The following is a 17,879-nucleotide window of genomic DNA, read 5'->3' on the forward strand; positions in this document are numbered from 1 at the left end:
TCAGTCCTTCACGAACAGCTTGCGGGGGACATCGGCCAGAAGCTCCGGCGCGCCCTCGGTGATGACGAGGGATTCGGTGATCTCCAGCCCCATCTCGTCGGACCAGAGGCCGGTCATGAAGTGGAACGTCATGCCCGGCTGCATCACGGTCCTGTCGCCGGGGCGCAGCGACATGGTGCGCTCGCCCCAGTCGGGCGGGTAGCTGACGCCGATGCCGTAGCCGGTGCGGCCGTCCTTGACGATGCCGTATTTCTTCAGCACGTCAAAGAACGCGCCCGCGAACTGCTCGCAGGTGTTGCCGGCGCGGGCAGCGTCGAGCCCGGCCTCCATCCCCTCCAGCACGGCCTTCTCGCCCTCGATGAAGACCTGCGGCGGCTTGCCGAGGAACACCGTCCGCGACAGCGGGCAATGGTAGCGGTTGTGGCAGCCGGCGATCTCGAAGAAGGTGCCCTCGCCCGCGCGCAGGGGCTTGTCGTCCCAGGTCAGATGCGCCGCCGCCGCCTCGCGCCCCGAGGGCAGCAGCGGCACGATGGCCGGGTAATCGCCGCCGAACGCCGCCGTGCCGCGGATGCCAGCGTCGTAGATCTCGGCCACGAGGTCGTTCTTGCGCATCCCCGGCTCGATCACCTCGACGATGCGGCGATGCATCTCGGTGACGATCGCGCCCGCTTTCCGCATGTAGTCCAGTTCGGTCGGTGACTTCACGGCCCGCTGCCAGTTCACGAGGCCGGTGGTGTCGCTGAACCGCGCGTCGGGCAGGCCCGCCTGCAGCGCGGCGAAGGCGCGGGCGGTGAACCAGTAGTTGTCCATCTCGACCCCGATGCGCTTCGCGCCCCAGCCCTTGTCCCTGAGGATCGAGGACAGCAGGTCCATCGGGTGTTTCTGGGTGTTCTGCACGTAGTCGTCGGCGTAGCCGATGATGCTGCCCTCGGCGATGTAGGCGGTGAAGCGCGCCCCCACGGCGTCCATCGCGCGGCCGAAGAAGATGGGCTCGCCCTCGGGCGGGACGACGACGCACTGATGGACGTAGAAGGACCAGCCGTCATAGCCGGTCAGCCAGTTCATGTTGCTGGGGTCGGTGACGATCAGCAGATCGACGCCCTCCGCCTCCATCGCGCGGCGGGTCTTGTCGAGGCGCTGGGCATATTCCTCGCGGGTGAATTTCAGGGCGATGTCGGGCATGATGCGGTCCATCAGGGGGTGAAGCGTTGCCCCGCCCCGGCCGCCTCGGCGCGGGTCAGCGCGAGGGCGGCGATGGCGGTGTCCTGGATGCCGGTGCCGGTGAGGTCGGCGATGGTGATGGCCTGCGCGTCGGGGCGGCCGGGCGCGAGGCCGGCGACGATCTGGCCGAGTTCGGGCAAATCCTTGTCGGCCGGGATCAGCCCCGCGGCGACGGCGTGGTGAAGCTCGCCGAGGCGGCGGGTCTGCGCCAGCCTGTCGGCGACGTAGGTGGCGCGGGCGAGCAGGGCGGGGGCGAGTTCGTTCTTGTGCTCGGCGTCCGAGCCCATCGCGGTGATGTGGGTGCCGGGGTCGGCGTCCGACAGGATCGGAGAGGGGGCCGGGGTTGTCGTCAGGATCACGTCTGCGCCCTTCGTGGCGGCTTCGGCGGTCGCCACAGGAGTCACCGGAACTTCCAGCGCCCCGCTCATCTCCCCGGCAAACGCCTCCGCGCGGGCCGGATCACGCGCCCAGACCCGCGCCTCGCCGATCCCCCGGACCAGCGTCAGCGCCCGAAGCTGCATTCGCGCCTGCATCCCCGCACCCAGCACCGCGGCGACCCGCGCATCCTTCCGCGCCAGATGCCGCGCCGCCACGGCCCCGGCGGCGGCGGTGCGGGTGTCGGTCAGGTAGCCGTTGTCCAGCAGCAGCGCCTCGACCAGCCCGGTGCGCGCGGACAGCACCACCATCATGCCGTTGGTCGAGGGCAGCCCGAGCGCCGGATTGCCGAAGAAGCCGGGGCTGATCTTGATGGCGAAATGGTCGAGGCCGGGGATGTAGGCCGTCTTCACGTCCACCTCGCCCCGATGCTCGGGGATGTCGAGGCGCAGGACCTCCGGCATCGCCACGGGCTTGGTCGCGAGCGCGGCGAAGGCGGCTTCGATGCAGTCCACCGCGGCAAGGTCCAGCGGCACCAGCGCCCGCAGGTCGGTCTCGGTCAGGATCGTGACGGGCGGGCGGTTCATGCGGCCTCCGGCCCGTTCGCGCCGGCGAGGATGCGGGCGTGCAGCGCGGGGTCGATGTTGCCGCCCGACAGGATCGTGACCACCGGCCCCGTGGCCCGGACCTTGCCCGCAAGCAGCGCGGCGGTGCCGACGGCGGCCGCGCCTTCCACCGTCTCGCCCAAGGCCACGAGGTGGCGGATGGCGGCGGCGATCTCGGCCTCGCTGACCAGCACCGCGCCGTCCAGCAGCGCGCGGCAGATCGGAAAGGTGACGCGGTTTTCCAGGCCGATGCCGCCGCCGAGCGAGTCCGCAAGGCTCGGCCCCTCCACCACCTCCACCGGCCTTCCGGCGGCAAGGCTCGCGGCCATCGCCGCGCCGGTTTCCATCGTCACTCCGATGACCTTCGCGCCGGGCCGCAGCGCCTTCACGGCGACGGCGACGCCCGCCGCCAGACCGCCGCCCGACAGCGGCACCAGAACGGTTGCGGCCTCGGGGCAGTCCTCGGCGATCTCCAGCCCCAGCGTGCCCTGACCGGCCACCACCGCGGGATCGTCGAAGGGCGGGATCGCGGTCAGCCCGTCCCCAACGGCGGCGCGGGCGACCTCGGCCATCGCCTCGTCCTGACTGGCGCCCGCGATCCGCAGCTCGGCGCCAAGCGCGGCGATCGCGGCGATCTTGTTAGCGGGCACCAGCCGCGACAGGCAGACCACCGCCCGCACCCCGGCCAGCCGCGCCGCATGGGCGAGGGCGCGGCCGTGATTGCCGGTCGAGGCGGTCACGACGCCGCGCGCCAGCCGCTCGGGCGGCAGGGACAGCAGCGCGTTGCTCGCCCCGCGCAGCTTGAAGCTGCCGGTTTCCTGCCGGTGCTCGGCCTTCATCGCCACCGGCACGCCGAAGCGGTCCGTCAGCACCGGATCGGACAGCAGCGACGTCCGCCGCACCCGTTCCGCGATGCGGTCGCGCGCGGCGAGAATATCATCCAGCGCGACCGCAAGCCCTGTCATGATCGCCCCATCGGCAGCGTCATCAGCCTGCCCGGCCCCGCCGCGCCCTGATCGCCGCAGGCGCGCAGCGCCGCCCACGCGGTGGCGTGGTTGGCGGACACCGCCGGGATGCCGATGGCCGCCTCGATCCGGTCGATCACCTCTGCCGCGCGGACGGCGGTGCAGGCGAAGAACAGCGCCTCGCTGCCGGGGGCCACGGCGGCGCGGGCCGCCTCGACGATGCTGTTGTGGGAAATCCGCGCCATCGCCCGGTCGTCGGTCAGGCCGAGGCTGGTGACGCCCGCCAGATCGAACCCGCCCGCCGCAAAGCACTCCGCCATCGGCCGCGTCGTCTCGGCGGTGTAGGGCGTGACCAGCGTGATCCGCCGCGCCCCCAGCGCCCGCAGCGCCGCAAAGCCGGCCGAGATCGGCGTGATCGGCTCGGCCCCCGGCTTGCCCGCCGCGATCGCCTCGCGCACCGCCACGTCCCCGATCACCACCGAGGCCGAGGTGCAGCTGTAAACCACCGCGTCCAGCGTCTCGCCCGGCAGGATCAGCGCCGCCGCCGCCGTCAGGTCGGGCCCCATCGCGGCCAGCGTCTCGGGCGTCACCGGGTTGGCGAAGGGAATCCGTGTCGTGTGGACCGCGATACCGCGCGGGGTGAGCGCAAGCGCGTAGTCCATCTCGGTCGTCATGTCGGTCGCCAGCGCGATCAGGCCGATCCGGTGCGGGATCGGCTCGGCATCCAGCCGGACGGGCGGGGGAGCGGCGCTCACCGCGGCGCCCTTCCGAAGCGGCGTTCCAGCCAGCGCAGGCCGACGACCGAGATCAGGCTGATGACGAGGAAGAACACCCCCACCAGCGTCATCGGCTCGACATAGCGATAGGTCGTGTTGGCGACGATCCGCGCCTGGCTCATCATCTCGACCACGGTGATGGCGGTCAGCAGCGGCGTTTCCTTGAACATCGCCAGCAGGTAGTTCGCCATCGCGGGGACCATCGGCGGGATCGCCTGTGGCAGGATGACGTTGATCCAGGTCTGCCGCGCGGTCAGGTTGGTCGCCTTCGCCGCCTCCCACTGGCCGCGCGGCACGGCCTCGATGCCGCCGCGATAGACCTCGGCGGCATAGGTCGCGTAATGCAGCCCCATGCCGATCACCCCGGCGGTCAGCGCGGGCAGGCGCAGGCCGATATCCGGCAGGACGTAGAAGATGAAGTAGAGCTGCACCAGCAGCGGCGTGCCGCGGATGAACTCGACGATGAACGAGGTCGTCCGCGACACGATCCGGTTCGAGGACCGGCGCAGCACGGCGAAGACCAGCCCCAGCACCGCGGCGACTGCGGCCCCGAGGATCGTGGCGAGGATCGTCACCTTCAGCCCCGACAGCAGGACCGGCGTGATCTCGGCCGCGAATTCCCAATCCCACTGCATCAGCGCACCCCGTCCAGCCCGCGCGTCACCCGCCGCTCGATCCGGCGGATCAGGGTCGAGAGCGCGAGCGCCATGAGGAAGTAGAGGATCAGGATGGTCACGAACGGCACCAGCGTGTTTCCGGTCTGCGACCGCACGATCTGCGCCTGAAAGGTCATGTCCGAGAGCGAGATCAGCGACACGACCGCCGTCGCCTTCAGCAGTTCGATGGCGTTGTTGCCGAAGGTCGGCAGCATCAGCGGCAGCGCCTGCGGCAGAATGACGTGACGCAGCCGCTGCCAGCGCGACAGGTTCAGCGCGACCGTCGCCTCATGCTGGTCGCGCGGCACGGCGAGGATCGCGCCGCGCACCACCTCGGCCCCGTAGGCGCCGACATTGAGGCCGAGCGCCGTCACCCCCGCCTGCATCGGCGTCAGCGACACGCCCAGCATCGGCAGCACGAAGTAGATCCAGAACAGCTGCACGAAGATCGAGGTGCCGCGGAAGAACTCGATGAAGGCCGTGGCGAGCCAGCGCACCGGCGGCCACGGCGCGATGCGGCCCAGCCCGGCGACGAAGGCGACCACCAGCGCCACCGCGCAGCCCATCACGGTCAGCTGCACGGTCACCCATGTGCCCTGAAGGATCAGCAGAAGATATCCCGGCCAGTCGCCCATGCGGCCCCTTGCCTGATTTCGGTGAAAGATATGCGCTGCGGGGCCAGAACCCCGCAGCGCCCGTTCAGCCCGGCGCGGTCATGCGCGCGCGGATCATTCCTGCGCGCAGAGCGTGTCGCGGTCGGTCGAGATCGCCGCCTCGGCCGAGAAGCCGTAGGGCTCGATGATCTGCGCGAACTCGCCCGATTCCTTCAGCGCCGCCAGTTCCACGTCGAAGGCGTCGCGCAGTTCGGTGTCGCCCGAATGGAACGCCACCCCGTCGCAATAGACCGGCGCGCCCTGCACGGGGGCGAAGACTTCCAGGCTGGAATCCCCCGACTTCACCAGCAGGTCGTTCAGCGACAGGACCGGCAGCGAATAGGCGTCGATGCGGCCCTGCTGCAGCATCGTCAGCCCCGACTGCGGGTCCGGCACCACGACCAGCCGGTCGCGCGGAACGCCCGCGTCCAGCGCCAGCCGCTCCTCGGTGCCGCCGCCGGGCGCGCCGAGGCGGGCAGTCTCGTCATTGGCGAAATCCTCGTAGGACTGGAAGCCCTTAGGGTTGCCGGCGGGGATCAGCAGCGCCTCGGCGTCGCACAGCACGGGCTGGGAATAGGCGACGGCGGCGCAGCGGTCGGGCTTCATGAACAGCCCGGCGGCGATGGCATCCACCCGGCGCGCCTGAAGGCTGGGGATCATCGCGCCGTAATCGATCACCTGGGCGTCGAGATTCTCGACCCCCAGCCGCTGGAACACCGCCCGCGCCACGTCAGGCGCCGCGCCCGAGACGTTGCCCGAGGAATCGATGGCGGTGAAGGGCGGCTCGTTGCCGATGGCGATGGTCGCCGTCCCGTCGGATTTCAGCTCATCAAGGGTCACGGCCGACGCCATCGCCGGGGCGGCGGCGAGCATCATTGCAGCCAGCACACAGGTTTTCATGGTCTTCTCCGCTGTTGGACTTTTTTCGTTGGGCGTGTTCGTGGTCAGACGCGGTGGCCCGCGGCGATGATCTTGTGCAGGAAGGACTGGGTCCGCTCCTGCACAGGATTGGTGAATATCTCTTCGGGCGGGCCCTGTTCGCAGATCCGCCCCCGGTCGAAGAACAGCACGCGATCCGCGAATTCGCGGGCGAACCCCATCTCGTGCGTGACCAGCAGCATGGTCATGTCGGTTTCCGAGGCGAGGCGCTTCATCACCTCCAGCACCTCCTCGACCAGTTCGGGATCAAGGGCCGAGGTGACTTCGTCGAACAGCATGATTTCCGGTTGCAGCGCCAGCGCGCGGGCGATCGCCACGCGCTGCTTCTGCCCGCCCGAAAGCTGCGCGGGCATGGCGTCTTCCTTGTCAGCCAGCCCCACCATGTCCAGCAGGCCCCGCGCGTCGGCTTCGGCGTCGGGGCGCGGCTTGCCCTGCGTCAGCACCGGGGCCAGCGTGATGTTGTCCAGCACCGACTTGTGCGGGAACAGGTTGAAGTGCTGAAAGACCATGCCGATGTGCCGGCGCATCTTGTGCAGATGCGCCTCGTCGGCTGGCACCTCGGCGCCGTTCTTTTCCATGTGATACAGCGGCTCGCCGCAGACCTCGATCCGCCCGCCGGATATGGGCTCCAGCGTCATGAGCATTCGCAGGATGGTCGTCTTGCCGGAGCCCGAGGGGCCGATCAGCGCCAGTTTCTCGCCCTTCTCGACGTCGAAGGACATGCCGTCGATGACGGTCAGCTTGCCGAAGGATTTCTGAAGATTCTCGATGCGGATGATGGGTTCGGTCAAAAAGGTCTGCCCCCCTGGGCTGGTTCGGGGTCAGCATTGTGATGCATCTGGGTCATGTCAATCCGAAAGTCGGATCATTACAATCTGGGGGTGTGGGCAGGGGTGGCTGACCCCGTAACTGCCTAGATCATCGGCAGGATCGGCTCGACCGTGCGGGCCATCATGCCGGATATGACGCCGAGCGCATGCCGCAACTGACCCATGTCGGCCGAGCCGAGCGCGATTCGCACCGCGCCGCCGCCGCTGCGTTCGTTCAGCCGGAAGGCGCGGCCCGAGGCGACGGCCACGCCGCGCGAATGGGCCAATGCGACGAAATCATCCTCGGGCGCGTCGGGCGGCAGTTCCAGCCACAGATGCAGGCTCTGCGGATGGGCGCGGAACGGCAGGCCCGCCAGCATCTGCGCGGCCAGCGCGTGGCGTTCCGCCAGCGCGCCCCGCTGCCAGCCGATCAACTCGGCCACCGTGCCATCGGTCAGCCAGTGGCTCAGCAACTCCACCATCACCGGGGTCGCGACCCAGTTCGTGACCAGATGCCGGTTCGCCGCCGCCGTCGCCAGCCGTTCCGGCACAACCAGATAAGCAAGCCGCAGGCCGGGCAGGGTGATCTTGGTGAAGCCGCTGACATGCAGCACCCGTTCGGGGGCGAGGGCCGCATAGGGGGGCGGGCGGTCCACGATCAGCGCGTTCAGCACGTCGTTCTCGATGATCGTCAGATCGTGGCGGCGGGCCACCTCGACGATCTCGGCCCGGCGATCCGCCGGGGAGAGGACGGCGCGCGGATTGATCGCGGCGGGTTGCAGATAGACGGCCCGCAGCCCGCCCCGCCGCGCCGCCCGGTCGAGCGATGCCGGCACGACCCCGTGGTCGTCCACCGCCAGCGGCTCCAGCTGCAGGCCCAGATAGCGGGCCAGCGGCATCAGCAGATGATGGGTCAGGTGCGCCGCCGCGAGCGTTCCGCCCGGCGGCACCGCCGTCATCACGGCGGTCGAGATCGCGGGCGTCGCCCCGTCGGTGATGACGATCCGGTCGGGACTCGCGTCGATGCCGCCCTGCGCCAGCCAGTCCGAGGCGACGTGCTGATGCGGCGGCATGATCGAGTTCGGCCGGAACGACAGCGCGTCCTGCGGCGGCATGTTCTGCGCCAGCCATATCAGCCCCTCGCGCATCCGCTCCACATGCAGGCGGTCGGTGACGGGCTTGAGGATCGACAGATCCACCACCTCGCCGCTGCGCTGCACCAGATAGGGCGGCCGCGTTTCCGCCGCCGCCGGCAGCACGAAACTGCCGCGCCCCACCGCCCCCGCGATCAGCCCGCGGCGGATCAGCTCCTCATAGGCGCGGGACACGGTCTGGAGCGACAGGTCCAGCCGATGCGCAAGCTGGCGCTGCGGCAGCAGCCGCTCGCCCGCCGCCAGATCGCCGCGCCGGATCGCCTGCGCAAGCTGCTCGGCCAGCGACAGATAGGCCGGTCGGGTCAGGCTGGCGCGGTCGGGCATCCACGATGTCATGATTTGCTGCTAGCGCATCGGCGCGAAGATGCAAGACATTGCGGAATTGTTCTGGCAACGGCGGCTGGCCCCTGTTCGGCGACCTGCCCGGCCTTGCCCCTGGCCTTTTCATGCTCGAGCGCGTTGAGCAGTTCGATGGTGGAGAAGAAGCGGGCCTTCTGGCGGTGGTGTTCGATAGCCTGGATGCCCAAGGCGGTCGCGACATGGGTCCTGCCGGTGCCCGGCCCGCCGATCAGCACAACGTTCTGCGCGCCGTCGATGAACTCGCAGCGGTGGAGCTGGCGCACCGCGGCCTCTTGATCTCGCTGGCCGAGAAGTCGAAGCCAGCCAGATCCTTGTAGGCCGGGAAGCGCGCGGCCTTCATGTGATAGGCGATGGAGCGCACCTCGCGCTCGGCCACCTCAACCTTCAGGAGCTGCGTCAGGATCGGCACGGCGGCCTCGAAGATTGGCGCGCCTTGCCCGACAAGATCGGCGACGGCCTGGTTGTTCGGTCCCGGCATCTGATGGATCGGGTTGAGGATGAATCTGTCCGACTCTGAGATGCAGACCTTGCAAATTTAATCACAGGGGTTGAGGCCGTTCAGCGTCTTGAGCCGACGCGCGAAGTTGTCGGCGGCCATGAAGTCGGCCAAGTGCGCGCGCAGCTGGTCGTGATCGTCGTAGTGGAAACGCTTGACGGTCGCCTCCCTGATCGTGCGGTTCATCGGCTCGACCGGGCCATTGGTCCACGGATGATTTGGCTTCGTCAGCCTGTGCTCGATCCCGTGGGCCTCGCAGATCATGTCGAAGCGCATCTGCCGTGACCAGGGCGTGTTCCGATTGCGCGGCTGGTCGGCGAACTGGATGCCGTAGCATGTTTGGAATGAAGCGCTGAAGAGGGCTATGGCCGCGCGCGAAGCCAGCAATTTGCGCAGCGGGCGGCCATAGCCGGGGCTCAGGTCTCTATGGTGGTTTTGCGAACCACACCTCAGAGGAGACCCCGGCCATGACCAAGGCCCATGATACGACGGGTGCCCGCGTTCTGGTAGGCATCGACATATCGAAGCACCGCCATGAGGTTCTGATCGCCGTGCCCGGCAAGACGCGGCGGCGACGGATGACGGTCCTGAACACCGCGGCCGATTACCGGCGCCTGATCGAAGCTCTGCGCGGCTTCGAGCTGCCCGTCACGATCGGGTTCGAAGCGACAGGCAATTATCACCGCGCCCTGATGTTCGCCCTGGGCGCCGCCGGCTTCGAGTTGAAGCTGGTTTCCTCGGTCGCGCTCGCCCGCACCCGGGAGGCGCTGCACAACAGCTGGGACAAGAACGACCCGAAGGACGCCCAGGTCATCCTGCACATGCTCCAGATCGGCGCCGTCCAGGTCTTTCACGACCCTCTGGTTGCCGGCACCAGCGACATCCAGGAATTGTCGAAGACCTACGAGATGGTCGCACGCTCCAAGACCGAGTTGTGGCATCGGATCCTGACCCACTACCTCCCGCTCTACTTCCCGGAGGCGGACCGGTTCCACCGCAGTTCGCGGGGCGACTGGTTCTTCGCGTTCCTGGAGGCCTTCCCATCGCCGCACATGATCACGGCGATGGACAAGGAGACCTTCATTCAGGTGGCGTGGCCGGTGATCGGTCGTCGCGTGAGCAAGGCCGCTCTTCTGGCGGATATCTACGAGACCTCAAGGACTTCCGTGGGCCTGCCCGTGGCACCGGACTCAGATGCGATAAGCATGTTCCGCCTCGTGCTCGCCCAGGGGCGCAGCCTCATCCAGCAGCGCAATGCCATTGAGGCGCGCGCCGCCAAGCTTCTGGGAGATCACCCGGATTATCGCCTGTTGCGCACGATTCCGGGTATCGGCCCGATCAATGCGCTTGCGGTGCTGGCCGAGGCCGGCGACCTGCGGCGCTTCCGCCATCACCGGCAGTTCCTGAAGTTCTGCGGTATGGATCTGGCGACGGTGCAGTCCGGCCTGTTCCGCGGCAGAAGCAAGATCTCGAAGTATGGCAATGCCCGGCTGCGCCGCACACTCTGGCTGGCCGGTCAGACGGCCGTGCTCAAGCCGGCCAACAGCTTCCGCGACAAGTTCGAGCGCTACATCGCGCAAGATCGGCACAACCCGGATCTCCGTCCACCCCGAGCTGACGCCCAGGCAGATGCTCGAACTCGGTGTGTTCTGCGGGAAATATCTCACCGACTGCCGCGCGGAGTTCCCCGCGAGCTGGTTTGCACGCGCCAAGCTCGCGCCCGCCCGCCGCGACTGTTCCCTGAACTATTTCGGCGTGGACGCCAGCCAGCCCCTGTCGGAATGGCGACGGAAGGGGTGGATACATCCTGATGATCCGCGCGGCTGGTTCCAGTGGTATTGCCGCTGTTATCTGGGTCGCCGCCTGCCACAGGAGGACGCGCGCCAGATCGGACGCTGGAATGCGATGAGGCGGCACGTGTCGCAGGTGAGAAGAAACTGCGAGCCGGGCAATCCAATGTGCAGGCCGCGCCAGCGCCAGGCGCTCTTGCATTGGGCCTATGACAGCCGGAAAATTTAAGGTTACCGCCGGTTCGCGAAGGTCGATTGGCTGAGGCGCGACATCGCCGGCGAGCTTCATGGCCGGAGTATATCTCGCTACATGCTGACGAACGCGCCCTGCCTGGTCTTCCATTCTTCCGGGAGCACAATGAGCGTCAGTTCACTGGCTGCGAAGATTTCGATCCGGGTTTCGGTCGGCCCTCGGTTGGATTGTCGGAACGATACAGATTTTTTCGTAGTAGTCATCATTATTAATCAATGGCTTGCGGCCAATTCACCAAATCGGCGCAGGCAACAGGTCGGGAGAATATTGCGCCGGAGAGAGCGCTTCCGGGCCTCCTGGCGGCAGGGCCAGTGCTCAGTTCGTCCCGCATAACCCTCGAAAATAACGGAAAAATCCGGCCGCAGCCGGATGGGGAGAACGCTTTCGCGCGGGCAAGTGGCGGAGGCGGTGGGATTCGAACCCACGGTGGAGTCCCCCCCACGTCGGTTTTCAAGACCGGTGCATTAAGCCACTCTGCCACGCCTCCCGCAGCGCGTCTGGTTAGCGCAACCCGCGCGTCCCGGCAAGGCGCTTGTCGCGGTCCCACGTCGCTGCTAAGTCCGCGCCATGAACGCGCGCATCGCCATGATCTGCCGCATTACCGTCTGACACAGGGACAGGCGGGCCGTTCACGCGTGACCGAACCCCGCCGAAGGGGGCCTCATGGTCGAGATCAAGCTGACCAATACCCGCACGCGCCGCAAGGAGGCGTTCGTGCCGATCGACCCCGCCGATGTGCGGATGTATCTGTGTGGGCCGACCGTCTATGACCGGGCGCATCTGGGCAATGCGCGGCCGGTGGTGGTGTTCGACGTGCTCTACCGGCTGCTGCGGCATGTCTATGGATCCAGGCATGTCACCTATGTCCGCAACTTCACCGACGTCGATGACAAGATCAACGCCGCCGCGTTGGCGCGCAAGGAGGCGGGGGATCCGCGCAGCCTCGAGGACCTGATCCGCGCCCGGACCGAGGAAACGATCGGCTGGTATCATGCCGACATGGATGCGCTCGGCGCGCTGCGGCCCGACCATGAGCCGCGGGCGACCGACTACATCCCGCAGATGATCGACATGATCGCGGACCTGATCGCCAAGGGCCACGCCTACGAGGCGGCGGGGCATGTGCTGTTCGATGTCCGCTCCTATCCTGCCTATGGGCAGCTTTCAGGACGGTCGGTGGACGACATGATCGCGGGGGCGCGAGTGGAGGTGGCGCCGTTCAAGCGCGATCCGATGGATTTCGTCTTGTGGAAACCGTCCAGCGGCGACCTGCCGGGTTGGGATTCGCCCTGGGGCCGAGGGCGGCCGGGGTGGCATATCGAGTGCTCGGCCATGTCGGCCGCGCTGCTGGGGGAGAGCTTCGATATCCACGGCGGCGGGATCGACCTGCAATTTCCCCACCATGAGAACGAGATCGCGCAAAGCTGCTGCGCGCATCCTCAGGCCGATTTCGCCCGCGTCTGGCTGCATAACGAGATGCTGCAGGTCGAGGGGAAGAAGATGTCCAAGTCGCTGGGCAATTTCTTCACGGTGCGGGATCTGCTGGATCAGGGGATATCGGGCGAGGTGATCCGGTATGTGTTCCTGATGACGCATTATCGCAAGCCGATGGACTGGACGGCGGAGAAGGTGCGGGAGGCGGAGGCGACCTTAAGAAGATGGCGTGGCATAGCCGGTGGCGTCACACAATCCGGGACAGCAGCTTCTGAAATCGTGACCGCGATTGCAGATGATCTCAACACACCGGAAGCCCTGGCCGCTTTGCACGAAATGTATCGGTCGATTACTCGACTCGAGCACCGAATTGCGTATTACGAGGATGAGTTTCCTTCTGTTGGTGATGAAATTGCCGACTTCGTGACTTCGGCGCAGGCGCTTGGTCTGCTTCTCCCCGAAATTGGCGAGTGGTTGGAGATTGCCGACGAGGTGGGCGAGCGGATCATGGAGATTGCCATAGCGCGGCGGGATGCACGGCAGGCACGGGATTTTAGCACCGCGGATCGAATTAGAGCACAACTCGAAGCTGCGGGAGTGCTCATTAAGGATGGTCCAGGCGGCGCCATCGCTTGGGAACGCGGTCCAAACTTTGATCCGGACAAGTTGGACGGAATCCTATGACCGCCCACCTCACCCTCTACGACACGACCCTCCGCGACGGCCAGCAGACCCAGGGCGTGCAGTTCTCCGCCGCCGAAAAGGCTGAGATCGCGAAGATGCTCGACACGCTCGGCATCGACTACATCGAGGGCGGCTGGCCGGGGGCGAACCCGACGGACAGCGACTTCTTCGCCTCGGCGCCGCGGACTCGCGCCACGATGACCGCCTTCGGGATGACCAAGCGGGCAGGGCGGTCGGCCGATAATGACGACGTGCTCGCGGCGGTGCTGGATGCGGGAACGAGCGCCGTCTGCCTCGTCGGCAAGGCGCACGACTATCATGTGCGCGAGGCGCTGGGGATCTCGCTGCAGGAGAACCTCGACAACATCGCCGCCTCGGTCGTGCATGTGATCGCCAAGGGGCGCGAGGCGATCTTCGATGCCGAGCATTTCTTCGATGGCTACGCCGCGGACCCGGCTTATGCGCTGGACTGTCTGCGGGCGGCCCAAGGCGCTGGCGCGCGCTGGATCGTGCTGTGCGACACCAATGGCGGCACGCTGCCGGCCGAGATTGGCCGCATCACCGCCGAGGTGATCGCCGCCGGTATCCCCGGCGACCGGCTCGGCATCCACTGCCACGACGACACCGGCAACGCGGTGGCCTGCACCCTCGCCGCCGTGCAGGCTGGGGCGCGGCAGGTGCAGGGCACGCTGAACGGTCTGGGCGAGCGTTGCGGCAATGCCAGCCTGACCACGCTGATCCCGACGCTGGTCCTGAAGGAGCCGTTCCGCTCGACCCTGACGACCGGCGTGACGCCCGAGGCGCTGGCCGATCTGACCCGCATCTCGCGCCGGCTGGACGAGATCCTGAACCGCGCGCCCTCCCGCGCCGCGCCTTATGTCGGCACCTCAGCCTTCGCGCACAAGGCCGGGCTGCACGCCAGCGCGATCCTGAAGGCGCCGCAGACCTATGAGCACGTGGACCCCGCCACGGTCGGCAACGAGCGGGTGATCCCGATGTCCAACCAGGCCGGGCAGTCGAACCTGCGCGCGCGTCTGGCCGGGGCGGGGATCGAGGTGGACCGGGGTGACGCCGCGCTGTCCCGTATCCTCGATCTGGTGAAGTCGCGCGAGGATCAGGGTTATGCCTATGATTCCGCGCAGGCCTCGTTCGAGCTGCTGGCGCGGGCGGAACTCGGGCGGTTGCCGCATTTCTTCGAGGTCGAGCGCTACCGTGTCACGGTCGAGCAACGGCTGAACGCCAAGGGGCACCGCATTTCGGTGGCCGAGGCCGTGGTCGTTCTGCGTGTCGGCGACGAGCGGGTGATGTCGGTCAGCGACGGCACGGATGCGGCGGGGCAGGATCGGGGACCGGTCAGCGCGCTCTGGTCGGCGATCGCAAAGGATCTGGGGCCGTGGCAGGGCTCGATCGACGACATGGCGCTGGCCGATTTCCGGGTGCGGATCATCGGCGTGGGGGTGGACGCGGTGACCCGCGTCACCATCGATTTCGTGGACGGGGCCGGGCGGTCCTGGTCCACTGTCGGCGTCTCGGCCAATATCGTGGACGCCAGCTTCGAGGCGCTGATCGACGCGATCCGCTGGAAGCTGATCCGCGATGGCGCGGCCGCATGACCGAGGCGCTGGCGTCGCAGCTTCGACAGGACGATCCCGACCGCCACGCCATGGCGCTGCTGGCCCCGCCGAAGGCGCGGGCGCGGCTGGTGACGCTGTATGCGCTCAACCTGGAACTGGCGCGCACCCCGCTGGCCGCGCGCGATCCGATGATCGCGGAGATCCGGGTGCAATGGTGGATCGACCGGCTCTCGGCGTTGGCGGACGCACCGCCTCCGCCGCACGAGATGCTGACGCCGCTTCATGATGCCTGGGGCGCCGATGCCGCTCGCCTGTCGGCACTGGCCGAAGGAAGGTTGCGCGACGCCGAGCACCGCCCGTTCGAGGATGCGGCCGAACTGCGCAGCTATATCGACGCGACCGCGGGGACGCTCATGGCCGCAGCGGCGCGGGCGGTCGGAATGCCGGAACCGGCCGGGCCGGTCATCGCCGCTCAGGCGCGCGGGGCAGGGCTGGCCGCTTGGCTGGGGGCCGAGCCGACGCTTTCCGCCATGAACCTCGGTCTGCGCGATCCGGGCTCCGCGCGGGCGCTCGCGGTCGAGGGCATCGAGGCGCTGGCGACGGCACGGCAGGGCCGCCATCTGGTGCCCCGGTATGGGGCGGCGGCCCTTTATCCCGGCACGGGTGCCGAGGCTCGGCTGCGCGCCCTCGCGGCGGGGGAGGCGCTGCCGCCGCCGCCCTCCGACTTCGCCCGCCGCGCGGCGCTGATGCGGCTGGCGCTGACCGGCCGCTGGTGGGGCCGCCGTTAAACGGATCTTCAGCTTTCCGTGCCAGACATTCCGCCATGTCTGTTGACGGAGCCGCCATGTTCCACCCAGCCCTTGCCGCGGACGGACCATGAAGCCGGTCCGGGTTCTGGTGATCGACGATTCCCTGACGATGCGGCGGCTGATCCGGCTGGCCCTGACCGCCGATCCCCGGATCGAGGTCGTGGGCGAGGCCTGCAACGGCTTGCAGGCCCGCCAGAAGATCGCGGAGCTGCGCCCCGAGGTCCTGACGCTGGATGTCGAGATGCCCGACGAATCGGGCCTCGCCTTTCTTGCGCGGCTGATGGCAGCGCGGCCGATGCCGGTCGTCATGGTCTCGGCCGAAACCCACGCCGGCAGCGCCGCCGCGATCGAGGCGCTGTCACTCGGCGCGGTGGAGTGCATCGGCAAGCCTGCCTTCGCCGACAAGGCGGAAACATTCGCGATGCTGCCGGACATCGTCGTGGCCGCGGCGACCGCACGGGTGCGGCCGCGCGCGGCGCGCCCTGCGCCCGCCCCGGCGGGCCGCGTGCCGAAGGGCGCGCAGGATTTCGCCTGGAACGGCCGTTACGTCCTCATCGGCGCCTCGACGGGCGGAGTTGACGCGCTGCAGCAGATCCTCGCCAGCTTCCCGGCGAACTGCCCCCCCACGGTGATCGCCCAGCACATGCCCGGCGCGTTTCTGGCCAGCCTCGTCCAGCGGCTGAACCGCACCCTCGCGCCGGAAATCACCCTCGCCCGCGACGGGGCGCGGCTGAGGCCGGGTCAGGTCCATATCGCGCCCGGCGGCGAGGCGCATCTGACGATCTCCGGCGGCAAGCCCGCGTGCCGTCTGGAAGCGGGGGACAGGCGCAATTGCCACCGTCCCTCGGTCGATGTGCTGTTCGAATCCGCGGTGCCGCTGCGGCGCCGCGCCATCGGCGTGATCCTTACCGGCATGGGCCGCGATGGCGCCGCCGGGTTGCTGAAGATGCGGCAGGCCGGCGCGATCTGCCTGGCGCAGGACCGGGACAGCTCTGTCGTCTGGGGCATGCCCGGCTCGGCGGTCGAGATGGGGGCCGCCGAACGGGTGCTGCCGCTTTGCGAACTGGGGCCGGAAATCCTGAAATCGGCCAGCCGTTCCGCGGTGCCGGCATGACCCGGCTGAGGGCGGCCTCCCGGTCAGTCTCGGGTGACGCGGTAATTCCCCTCGGGCAGGTTCAGCGCGGCGCGGAGTTCGTTCAACTGCTCGATGCTCAGGACAACGGTGCTGAGCGCATCCGTATCGGCATCCGCCTGCGTGATCACCACCCGGTCGTCGAAGGCGGTGATGACCACGTCCTCCAGCAGCGGCCTGCGGCCCTGGCGGACCTCGTCGATCAGCGTGACGACGGTCGCGTCGAAGTCGTGCTCGATCGTGAACATGCGGCCACTCCCCTGATCGGCTTGGGCGAGGCCGAACAATCGCGTGATGGGGGGACAAGTGCAACCGCCCCCGTGGCGCGGCGTCCCGATCGTGATTATGGTGCGTCAGACGAAGGCGCCCATGAGAGACGACCAGACGATGTTCCAGACGACCCAGCAGGCCCGAAACTCCGCCCCGACCGGAACTGTCCGGTCGCTGGTCGCCGCAGTCATGGCCGCAGCCGTCCTTTCGGGCTGCGTGGCGCCGGTGGTGGGCACCGGGCCGCAGGATGTCGCGATCGTGCGGGAGCCGGAGCCCGATGCGCCGCATCCCTCGACCAGAGAGGCGGCGGCGAACTTCCTGTCGGTCCTGCGCACGATGGAGCCGGCGATCGAGCGCGAATGCCTCGCCCGCCGCCGGACGCCGATCAACTGCGACTATCAGTTCGTCGTGGACGACCGCACGGGGCTGGAGGCGAACGCCTTCCAGACGCTCGACAATCAGGGCCGTCCCATCATCGGCTTCACGCTGTCGCTGCTGACGCAGGCCCGCAACACGGACGAGCTGGCCTTCGTCGTCGGGCACGAGGCCTCGCACCACATCCTGAACCATCTCAGCCAGCGCCAGTCGGCCGCCTCGGCCGGGGCCGTGATCGTCACCGGCATCGCGGCGGCGAGCGGGGTCAGCCTTCCTTCGATCGAGGTGGCGCAGCGGATCGGGGCGCAGATGGGGGCGCGGTATTATTCGAAGGAATGGGAGCTTCAGGCCGACTATCTCGGCGCGATCATCGCGATGAAGGGCGGCTACGATCCGGTGCGCGGCGCGAAGTTCTTCGAGCGGATGCCCGATCCCGGCGACCAGATCCTCGGCTCGCATCCCAGCCGGGCGGCGCGGCAGGCGCAGGTCACCCGAGCGGTGAGCGATGTGAGAACGGGCCGGGCGAGTTGACTGAAGTCAGCCGGGTAG

At 68.2% G+C, this 17,879-nt stretch carries 16 protein-coding genes, 1 tRNA gene and 2 pseudogenes; 6 read left to right on the top strand and 13 right to left on the bottom strand.

Going from position 1 to position 17,879, the window contains the following annotated elements:
- The 11 genes and pseudogenes from doeA to KTN05_RS00655 all read right to left on the bottom strand — a co-directional run.
- Entirely contained in the window at window positions 1-1,182 is a 1,182-nt protein-coding gene (gene doeA / locus KTN05_RS00605) for an ectoine hydrolase DoeA (RefSeq protein ID WP_217327432.1), read from the bottom strand.
- Window positions 1,183-1,193: 11 nt separating this feature from the next.
- A complete protein-coding gene (locus KTN05_RS00610) occupies window positions 1,194-2,183 on the bottom strand; it encodes a cyclodeaminase (protein ID WP_217327433.1) in 990 nt (329 codons plus the stop codon).
- Window positions 2,180-3,166, bottom strand: coding sequence for a hydroxyectoine utilization dehydratase EutB (eutB, locus tag KTN05_RS00615; protein ID WP_217327434.1), 987 nt, complete (start codon window positions 3,164-3,166; stop codon window positions 2,180-2,182). Before eutB ends, KTN05_RS00610 begins: the two co-directional genes overlap by 4 nt.
- Window positions 3,163-3,921, bottom strand: a complete 759-nt coding sequence (locus KTN05_RS00620; RefSeq protein ID WP_371823246.1) for an ectoine utilization protein EutA — start codon at window positions 3,919-3,921, stop codon at window positions 3,163-3,165. The genes eutB and KTN05_RS00620 overlap by 4 nt, the downstream gene beginning before the upstream one ends.
- Window positions 3,918-4,577 carry an ectoine/hydroxyectoine ABC transporter permease subunit EhuD gene (ehuD, locus tag KTN05_RS00625; protein ID WP_217327435.1) on the bottom strand — a complete coding sequence of 220 codons (660 nt, stop codon included), beginning with the start codon at window positions 4,575-4,577 and terminating at the stop codon, window positions 3,918-3,920. Before ehuD ends, KTN05_RS00620 begins: the two co-directional genes overlap by 4 nt.
- Complete coding sequence (ehuC, locus tag KTN05_RS00630; RefSeq protein ID WP_217327436.1) at window positions 4,577-5,233, bottom strand: ectoine/hydroxyectoine ABC transporter permease subunit EhuC; 657 nt, start codon at window positions 5,231-5,233, stop codon at window positions 4,577-4,579. Before ehuC ends, ehuD begins: the two co-directional genes overlap by 1 nt.
- 93 nt (window positions 5,234-5,326) lie before the next feature.
- A complete protein-coding gene (gene ehuB / locus KTN05_RS00635) occupies window positions 5,327-6,151 on the bottom strand; it encodes an ectoine/hydroxyectoine ABC transporter substrate-binding protein EhuB (RefSeq protein ID WP_217327437.1) in 825 nt (274 codons plus the stop codon).
- A gap of 44 nt (window positions 6,152-6,195) precedes the next feature.
- Window positions 6,196-6,981: an ectoine/hydroxyectoine ABC transporter ATP-binding protein EhuA gene (ehuA, locus tag KTN05_RS00640; protein ID WP_256449466.1), complete on the bottom strand. Its 786-nt coding sequence runs from the start codon at window positions 6,979-6,981 to the stop codon at window positions 6,196-6,198.
- 122 nt (window positions 6,982-7,103) lie between these two features.
- Window positions 7,104-8,489 carry a PLP-dependent aminotransferase family protein gene (locus tag KTN05_RS00645; RefSeq protein WP_217327438.1) on the bottom strand — a complete coding sequence of 462 codons (1,386 nt, stop codon included), beginning with the start codon at window positions 8,487-8,489 and terminating at the stop codon, window positions 7,104-7,106.
- Window positions 8,490-8,566: 77 nt separating this feature from the next.
- Window positions 8,567-8,991: pseudogene (locus KTN05_RS00650) on the bottom strand (ATP-binding protein); the annotation flags it as partial.
- Window positions 8,977-9,405 (bottom strand): annotated as a pseudogene (locus KTN05_RS00655) (integrase core domain-containing protein); the annotation flags it as partial. The pseudogenes KTN05_RS00650 and KTN05_RS00655, both read right to left, overlap by 15 nt.
- Window positions 9,406-9,476: 71 nt before the next feature.
- On the opposite strand from KTN05_RS00655, the gene KTN05_RS00660 reads away from it, so the two are divergent.
- Window positions 9,477-10,820 (top strand): IS110 family transposase, encoded by a 1,344-nt coding sequence (locus KTN05_RS00660; protein WP_371823247.1) that lies wholly within the window; start codon window positions 9,477-9,479, stop codon window positions 10,818-10,820.
- Window positions 10,821-11,449: 629 nt separating this feature from the next.
- Here the strand turns inward: KTN05_RS00660 and KTN05_RS00665 are convergent.
- Window positions 11,450-11,539 (bottom strand) — tRNA-Ser (locus KTN05_RS00665).
- 176 nt (window positions 11,540-11,715) lie between these two features.
- Between KTN05_RS00665 and cysS the strand changes: the two genes are divergently transcribed.
- The 4 genes from cysS to KTN05_RS00685 all read left to right on the top strand — a co-directional run bounded on the left by cysS (window position 11,716) and on the right by KTN05_RS00685 (window position 16,667).
- On the top strand, window positions 11,716-13,170 hold the full coding sequence (gene cysS, locus KTN05_RS00670) for a cysteine--tRNA ligase (RefSeq protein WP_217327439.1): 1,455 nt from the start codon (window positions 11,716-11,718) through the stop codon (window positions 13,168-13,170).
- Window positions 13,167-14,783 (top strand): citramalate synthase, encoded by a 1,617-nt coding sequence (cimA, locus tag KTN05_RS00675; protein ID WP_217327440.1) that lies wholly within the window; start codon window positions 13,167-13,169, stop codon window positions 14,781-14,783. The genes cysS and cimA overlap by 4 nt, the downstream gene beginning before the upstream one ends.
- The gene (locus tag KTN05_RS00680; protein ID WP_217327441.1) at window positions 14,780-15,532 is read left to right on the top strand and encodes a squalene/phytoene synthase family protein; all 753 of its coding nucleotides are present in this window, start codon (window positions 14,780-14,782) and stop codon (window positions 15,530-15,532) included. The genes cimA and KTN05_RS00680 overlap by 4 nt, the downstream gene beginning before the upstream one ends.
- 88 nt (window positions 15,533-15,620) lie before the next feature.
- Window positions 15,621-16,667 carry a chemotaxis response regulator protein-glutamate methylesterase gene (locus tag KTN05_RS00685; RefSeq protein WP_217327442.1) on the top strand — a complete coding sequence of 349 codons (1,047 nt, stop codon included), beginning with the start codon at window positions 15,621-15,623 and terminating at the stop codon, window positions 16,665-16,667.
- A 23-nt stretch (window positions 16,668-16,690) separates the two neighbouring features.
- On the opposite strand, the gene KTN05_RS00690 is transcribed toward KTN05_RS00685, so the two are convergent.
- A complete protein-coding gene (locus KTN05_RS00690) occupies window positions 16,691-16,933 on the bottom strand; it encodes a hypothetical protein (RefSeq protein ID WP_217327443.1) in 243 nt (80 codons plus the stop codon).
- Window positions 16,934-17,054: 121 nt separating this feature from the next.
- Here KTN05_RS00690 and KTN05_RS00695 point away from each other — a divergent pair, with 121 nt between their 5' ends.
- Entirely contained in the window at window positions 17,055-17,861 is an 807-nt protein-coding gene (locus tag KTN05_RS00695) for a M48 family metalloprotease (protein ID WP_254367873.1), read from the top strand.
- Window positions 17,862-17,879 lie beyond the last annotated feature (18 nt).

The sequence above is a fragment of the Paracoccus sp. Z118 genome (assembly GCF_019061185.1).
Classification (GTDB): domain Bacteria; phylum Pseudomonadota; class Alphaproteobacteria; order Rhodobacterales; family Rhodobacteraceae; genus Paracoccus.

What these genes read in the sequence shown, in the direction of transcription:
- doeA (WP_217327432.1), bottom strand. Translation starts at nt 1,182, where the DNA reads ATGCCCGACATCGCCCTGAAATTCACCCGCGAGGAATATGCCCAGCGC.
- KTN05_RS00610 (WP_217327433.1), bottom strand. Translation starts at nt 2,183, where the DNA reads ATGAACCGCCCGCCCGTCACGATCCTGACCGAGACCGACCTGCGGGCG.
- eutB (WP_217327434.1), bottom strand. Translation starts at nt 3,166, where the DNA reads ATGACAGGGCTTGCGGTCGCGCTGGATGATATTCTCGCCGCGCGCGAC.
- ehuD (WP_217327435.1), bottom strand. Translation starts at nt 4,577, where the DNA reads ATGCAGTGGGATTGGGAATTCGCGGCCGAGATCACGCCGGTCCTGCTG.
- ehuC (WP_217327436.1), bottom strand. Translation starts at nt 5,233, where the DNA reads ATGGGCGACTGGCCGGGATATCTTCTGCTGATCCTTCAGGGCACATGG.
- ehuB (WP_217327437.1), bottom strand. Translation starts at nt 6,151, where the DNA reads ATGAAAACCTGTGTGCTGGCTGCAATGATGCTCGCCGCCGCCCCGGCG.
- KTN05_RS00645 (WP_217327438.1), bottom strand. Translation starts at nt 8,489, where the DNA reads ATGACATCGTGGATGCCCGACCGCGCCAGCCTGACCCGACCGGCCTAT.
- KTN05_RS00660 (WP_371823247.1), top strand. Translation starts at nt 9,477, where the DNA reads ATGACCAAGGCCCATGATACGACGGGTGCCCGCGTTCTGGTAGGCATC.
- cysS (WP_217327439.1), top strand. Translation starts at nt 11,716, where the DNA reads ATGGTCGAGATCAAGCTGACCAATACCCGCACGCGCCGCAAGGAGGCG.
- cimA (WP_217327440.1), top strand. Translation starts at nt 13,167, where the DNA reads ATGACCGCCCACCTCACCCTCTACGACACGACCCTCCGCGACGGCCAG.
- KTN05_RS00680 (WP_217327441.1), top strand. Translation starts at nt 14,780, where the DNA reads ATGACCGAGGCGCTGGCGTCGCAGCTTCGACAGGACGATCCCGACCGC.
- KTN05_RS00685 (WP_217327442.1), top strand. Translation starts at nt 15,621, where the DNA reads ATGAAGCCGGTCCGGGTTCTGGTGATCGACGATTCCCTGACGATGCGG.
- KTN05_RS00690 (WP_217327443.1), bottom strand. Translation starts at nt 16,933, where the DNA reads ATGTTCACGATCGAGCACGACTTCGACGCGACCGTCGTCACGCTGATC.
- KTN05_RS00695 (WP_254367873.1), top strand. Translation starts at nt 17,055, where the DNA reads ATGAGAGACGACCAGACGATGTTCCAGACGACCCAGCAGGCCCGAAAC.